Source organism: Vagococcus fluvialis (assembly GCF_003337315.1).
Lineage (GTDB): Bacteria > Bacillota > Bacilli > Lactobacillales > Vagococcaceae > Vagococcus > Vagococcus fluvialis.
Map to the genome: position 1 here is coordinate 1 of NZ_QPJV01000023.1, position 5,036 is coordinate 5,036.

The following is a 5,036-nucleotide window of genomic DNA, read 5'->3' on the forward strand; positions in this document are numbered from 1 at the left end:
TTTTACTAGATAGACGACATGTTTTATATTTAAATAAACTAAAAAAGGACTGATGAATCAAAATTTGATTCATCAGTCCTTTAAATTATAGAGCCAGAAATTAGGAGAAGTTTTTTTATTTTTCTTTAGTTGGTAATTCGTTATTAAGGTCAGTTCTAACAATTAGAACATCACACTCAGCATGTCTTGCTACATAACTTGAAACAGAACCAATCAGAATTCGTTCCATAGCATTTAAACCAGTTGCACCAAGCATGATTAAATCAATGTTGTGTTCTTTTTGTAGTTGTTTTGAAATAACTGTCTTAGGTGCTCCGTATTCAATAATGGTTTGAATATCATCTACACCATGCTCTTTTCCATAATCTAAATAGTTATTTAAAGTATCACGAGCAACACGAGTCGCTTCCTCTGCCAGGTTTTCATCAAAACTAGAAACAGATTCAAAAGCTCTAATATCAATGATATGAGCGATGTAGAGAATAGCGTTATTTCGTTTGGCTACTTGAATGGCCTTTTTGAAGGCTTGTTCTGATTCATCAGAACCGTCAATGGCAACTAAAATTTTATTGTACTCTGGTAACATTGTGTAACACCCTTTCTGTGTTTGGTTATCTCATTTTTTGAGATAGACGAATTGAAAAAATAGCAGAAACAATAAGAACAAAAGAAATAAAAAACAATGCAACTACTTTTGACGGTATGAAAATACCAAGAATAATACCAAGAATGCCTGAGAAACATAAGGTATATGCAAAGCGACTGATAGTTTGTTTGTTATGATTTGAAAAAAGGACTTCTAAATCAGTAACATGTTTTTTAAAGTACCAACCAATCACAACAAGGATCAAACTAAACAGAAGTAGTAGTATTTGTATCAATTATATCACAATCCAATCTGAGTAAAATAGAAAAAGTATATAAAAAAAGGCATTTGCTTATCATTTAGCAAATCCCCAAAAGACAAAAAAATATCCGTCGATGCCGTTATGTACTCTGTCTGGTTGAACCCGCTTTACATGCAGGTGGGAATCGTTAGTATTAATTCAAACTACCAAGTGATAGGGCATGTTTTCTGTTAATAACTGGTTAATTCCCAAGGTAATATTAATTGTTCGGTCAACACTAATGAGAGTACGACGTACATCACAGATATTCTCTATACATATATACTAACACAAGAATTTTAATTCATCAATTATTAGGACGTTAAAAATTATTTTTTTGCTGTCTTTATTTGTAAAAGTCTATGAGCTAGACCTTTTTCGTACTTACCTGTTTCTTTTGGTTTGAAGTAAGTTTTATGTTTTATTTTTTCAGGTAGATATTGTTGATTTACCCAACCTCCTGGAAAATCATGAGGATATTGATAATCAATTCCTCGTCCAAGCTCTTCAGCACCCTTGTAGTGATTATCTTTTAAGTGAGCGGGAATATCTCCAATATTACCCTGTCTAATGTCTGCTAGTGCCGCATCAATTCCTAAGTAACTAGAGTTAGACTTAGGAGATAGACAAAGGTCAACAACTGTCTGAGCTAATGGAATCCGAGCTTCAGGGAGACCAAGTTTTTCAGCAGCTTGAACAGCCGAGACAGTTCTAGCACAAGCACCGGGGTTAGCTAGACCAATATCTTCGTAAGCGATTACCAAAAGTCTGCGACAAGCAATCAGTAACTCACCTGCTTCGATTAATCTAGCTAGGTAATGAAGAGCAGCATCGACATCACTTCCACGAATAGATTTTTGGAAAGCTGAAATCACATCATAATGAGCGTCACCATCTTTGTCATGAGAAAAAGCTTTTTTCTGAATGCATTCTTCTAAAATAGGCAAGGTCAAATGAATGAAGCCATCATCTAAGGCTGGAGTTGATTTACTAGCCAACTCTAAGCCATTTAATGCACTACGCAAGTCACCATTGGTTGCTCGTGTTAAGTGGAGTAAGGCTTTTGGGTCGAGTTCAATTTTTAAATCACCTAAACCTTTTTCTTTATCTGTTAAAGCTTTTTCTACAGCTAAAGCAATGTCATCCTCAGTTAAAGCTTTAACTTCAAAAATTTGACTTCGACTTCTAATAGCTGGGTTAATGGCAATATAAGGATTTTCAGTAGTTGCCCCAATCATTACAATACGGCCATTTTCTAAATGAGGTAGTAAAAAATCTTGTTTAGGTTTATCTAATCGATGAACTTCATCTAATAATAAAATCACAGTGCCGCTCATTTTGGCTTCTTCAACAACAATTTGTAAATCTTTCTTAGTATCAGTGGCGGCATTTAAAATACGGAAGGCATATTTTGTAGAGCCTGCAATTGCACTTGCAATGCTTGTTTTTCCTGTTCCAGGAGGTCCGTAAAGAATCATGGAGGAAAGCATTTTAGCATCAACCATTCTACGAATTATTTTACCTTCACCAACTAAATGTTGTTGACCAACAATATCATCAATTGTTGTTGGTCTCATGCGATAAGCTAATGGTTTTTCCACATCTGTCCTCCTTAACGTCTTTTCTAGTATTATATCACATCTAACCATTGGCAAAACAAGCGGTTTTAGGTATGATTAAACCATCAAATAAAAGAAAACGAGTGAAGAAAATGAAAAAAGAAAACATTCTTGAAGTTTTAGAAAAAGAACTTGAAAAACATATAACAGAAGCGGACTTTGCGATTGATTGGAATCCTAAAAAACATCAATTTGAAGTGTTAGTAGCTCTTTTTGCTGAAAACAAAGACCAAGAAAGTATTGAAGATGAGGAAGGTATTGTTAGTGAAGAAGAGATGATTGAATTTGAAGATGTTATTCTTTTCTATGCTAATGAAGCTGATGTCATTCCTGAGGATGAATACTTAACAGCGATTAAATTTGATCGTAAAAAAGGATTATCAAAAGAATGGTTACGTACATTTGCCATTTATTTAAATGAAGTTTTAATCGAAGGACAAAGTGATTTATTAGATTTTTTAGAAGATGAAACAATTGAAGTGTTTGAATTAAACTGGAACGATACAGAATTTGAAAAACGTCTTTCAGAAATTAAAAACCATCAATTTGTACCATATCCAAAATATTAGAAAAAGAGGAATTAAGAATGAAGTGGAATCAAGTATCAGTATTAACAACAAGTGAAGCAGTAGAAGCTGTTTCTAATATTTTGATGGAAGCAGGAGCAAATGGTGTAGCTATCGAAGACTCAATGGATGCTTTAAATTTTGAAAGTGATGCATTTGGCGAGATTTTAGATATCGAGACTTTCGACCATATTAAAGAAGGAGCTCAAGTTATTGCTTACTTCCCAGAAACAATCTTTCTACCAGAAATTTTACCAACAATAGAATTACGTGTGACTCAATTAGAAGAGTTCGGTTTAGAGGTTGCACCTAAAAGAATTGAAACCTCGGAAGTAGTTGAAAGCGATTGGGCAACAGCTTGGAAAAAATATTACCATCCTGTAAACATTAGCCGCTACTTAACGATTGTTCCTGAGTGGCAAGATTATACACCTCACTCTAAAGATGAGCATGTCATGAGGCTTGATCCAGGAATGGCGTTTGGTACAGGAACTCACCCAACAACTCGTTTAACCCTACAAGCTCTAGAAGTTGTTTTAAGAAGTGGAGAAACAGTTATTGATGTTGGGACAGGTTCAGGGATTTTAAGTATTGCAAGTAAATGTCTTGGAGCAAAAGAGGTTTATGCTTATGACTTAGATGATGTAGCAGTAGCTGCAGCTAAAGAGAACATGAATTTAAATCCAGTAGCCCACGACGTGATTGTAGCACCGAATAATTTATTAGTCGGTATTGATAAGAAGGCTGATGTGATTGTGGCTAATATTTTAGCAGACATCATTATTGAATTAATACCAGATGCTTACCGTTGCTTAACTGATGAGGGAACCTTTATTATTTCAGGTATTATTGAAGAGAAAGAAGGCAGTGTTCTAACAGTATTGGAAGCTAACGGATTTGTTGTCGATCAAAGATTCCAGCAAAAAGATTGGTTAGCAATGATTGTTAAGAAAGCTAGTGAGGAATAATCATGCAACGTTATTTTCTAGCAGGGAAATTTGAAGAACAGGCTACTTATAAATTAACAGGTGATGATTTTCATCATGCTGCACATGTGATGCGTATGAAAATAGGGGATAAATGCTTTTTAACTTTCGAAGATGAAATGGCTATTGTAGCTGAAATTACAGAAGTTTTAGAAGCAGAAATCAACTTAAAGTTAGTAGAAAAAGAAGAAACTCAAAAAGAGTTACCTTTTAATGTGACGATTGCTTGTGGTTACACAAAAGGTGATAAGTTAGAATGGGTGGCTCAAAAGGCAACTGAGTTAGGCATGTTTGAGTTAATTGGCTTTCCAAGTAAAACCTCTGTGGTTAAATGGGATGAAAAGAAGTTAACTAAAAAAGTACCTCGATTTGAAAAAATTGTTAAAGAAGCAGCTGAGCAGTCTCATAGACAAAAAGTTCCAGGTATTCAGCTTTTAAGTCATTTTAATGATTTCACAAAGAGCTTAGTTAATTATGACCATATTTTAGTGGCTTATGAGGAGTCCGCTAAATCTGGTGAAACTAAAAGTTTTGTTAAATCTCTTCAAGAAGTAAAAACAGGAGAATCCGTCATAATTATTTTTGGACCAGAAGGTGGCTTATCACCTCAAGAAATCGACATTTTTTCTAAAGAAAAGGCTGTAATATGCGGTTTAGGGCCAAGAATATTACGTGCAGAAACAGCCCCCTTATACGCCTTATCTGCTATGAGTTATCAGTGGGAGCTATTATAAAGAAGTAAAAAACTAATTCCTTTGAATTAGTTTCAGACTGTAGACAAAGTATCAAAAATTTGATATTTTGTCTTTTTTTTTTGGTAAAATAGAGAAAAGGAGTTGATTCCATGCTAAAAAAACAAGATATGAGCAAACGTAATCAAATCGGTTTTTATTCTCTAGAAGATTTAGTTCCCAAGGAACATCTATTAAGAGATATTGATAAATATGTAGATTTTAATTTTATTTATAAGTTAGTTGA

The 5,036-nt window shown here is 34.2% G+C and carries 6 protein-coding genes and 1 other RNA gene; 3 read left to right on the forward strand and 4 right to left on the reverse strand.

Annotation, left to right across the window (positions count from 1 at the left end; all coding sequences use genetic code 11):
• Positions 1-115: 115 nt before the first annotated feature.
• The 4 genes from DFR54_RS13010 to DFR54_RS13020 all read right to left on the reverse strand — a co-directional run bounded on the left by DFR54_RS13010 (position 116) and on the right by DFR54_RS13020 (position 2,488).
• Positions 116-586: a universal stress protein gene (locus DFR54_RS13010; RefSeq protein ID WP_114290575.1), complete on the reverse strand. Its 471-nt coding sequence runs from the start codon at positions 584-586 to the stop codon at positions 116-118.
• Between the two features lie 25 nt (positions 587-611).
• Complete coding sequence (locus tag DFR54_RS13125; RefSeq protein ID WP_126809120.1) at positions 612-881, reverse strand: hypothetical protein; 270 nt, start codon at positions 879-881, stop codon at positions 612-614.
• An 87-nt stretch (positions 882-968) separates the two neighbouring features.
• Positions 969-1,158: non-coding RNA, 6S RNA (gene ssrS, locus DFR54_RS13015), on the reverse strand.
• Positions 1,159-1,216: 58 nt separating this feature from the next.
• Positions 1,217-2,488, reverse strand: coding sequence for a replication-associated recombination protein A (locus DFR54_RS13020; protein ID WP_114290576.1), 1,272 nt, complete (start codon positions 2,486-2,488; stop codon positions 1,217-1,219).
• A gap of 71 nt (positions 2,489-2,559) precedes the next feature.
• Between DFR54_RS13020 and DFR54_RS13025 the strand changes: the two genes are divergently transcribed.
• From DFR54_RS13025 to DFR54_RS13035, 3 genes are read left to right on the forward strand one after another with little or no spacing between them, the layout of a single operon-like run.
• Positions 2,560-3,075: a DUF3013 family protein gene (locus tag DFR54_RS13025; RefSeq protein WP_249033392.1), complete on the forward strand. Its 516-nt coding sequence runs from the start codon at positions 2,560-2,562 to the stop codon at positions 3,073-3,075.
• A gap of 17 nt (positions 3,076-3,092) precedes the next feature.
• On the forward strand, positions 3,093-4,040 hold the full coding sequence (gene prmA / locus DFR54_RS13030; protein WP_114290577.1) for a 50S ribosomal protein L11 methyltransferase: 948 nt from the start codon (positions 3,093-3,095) through the stop codon (positions 4,038-4,040).
• A gap of 2 nt (positions 4,041-4,042) precedes the next feature.
• A complete protein-coding gene (locus DFR54_RS13035) occupies positions 4,043-4,792 on the forward strand; it encodes a 16S rRNA (uracil(1498)-N(3))-methyltransferase (RefSeq protein WP_086341097.1) in 750 nt (249 codons plus the stop codon).
• The last annotated feature ends 244 nt before the right edge of the window (positions 4,793-5,036 follow it).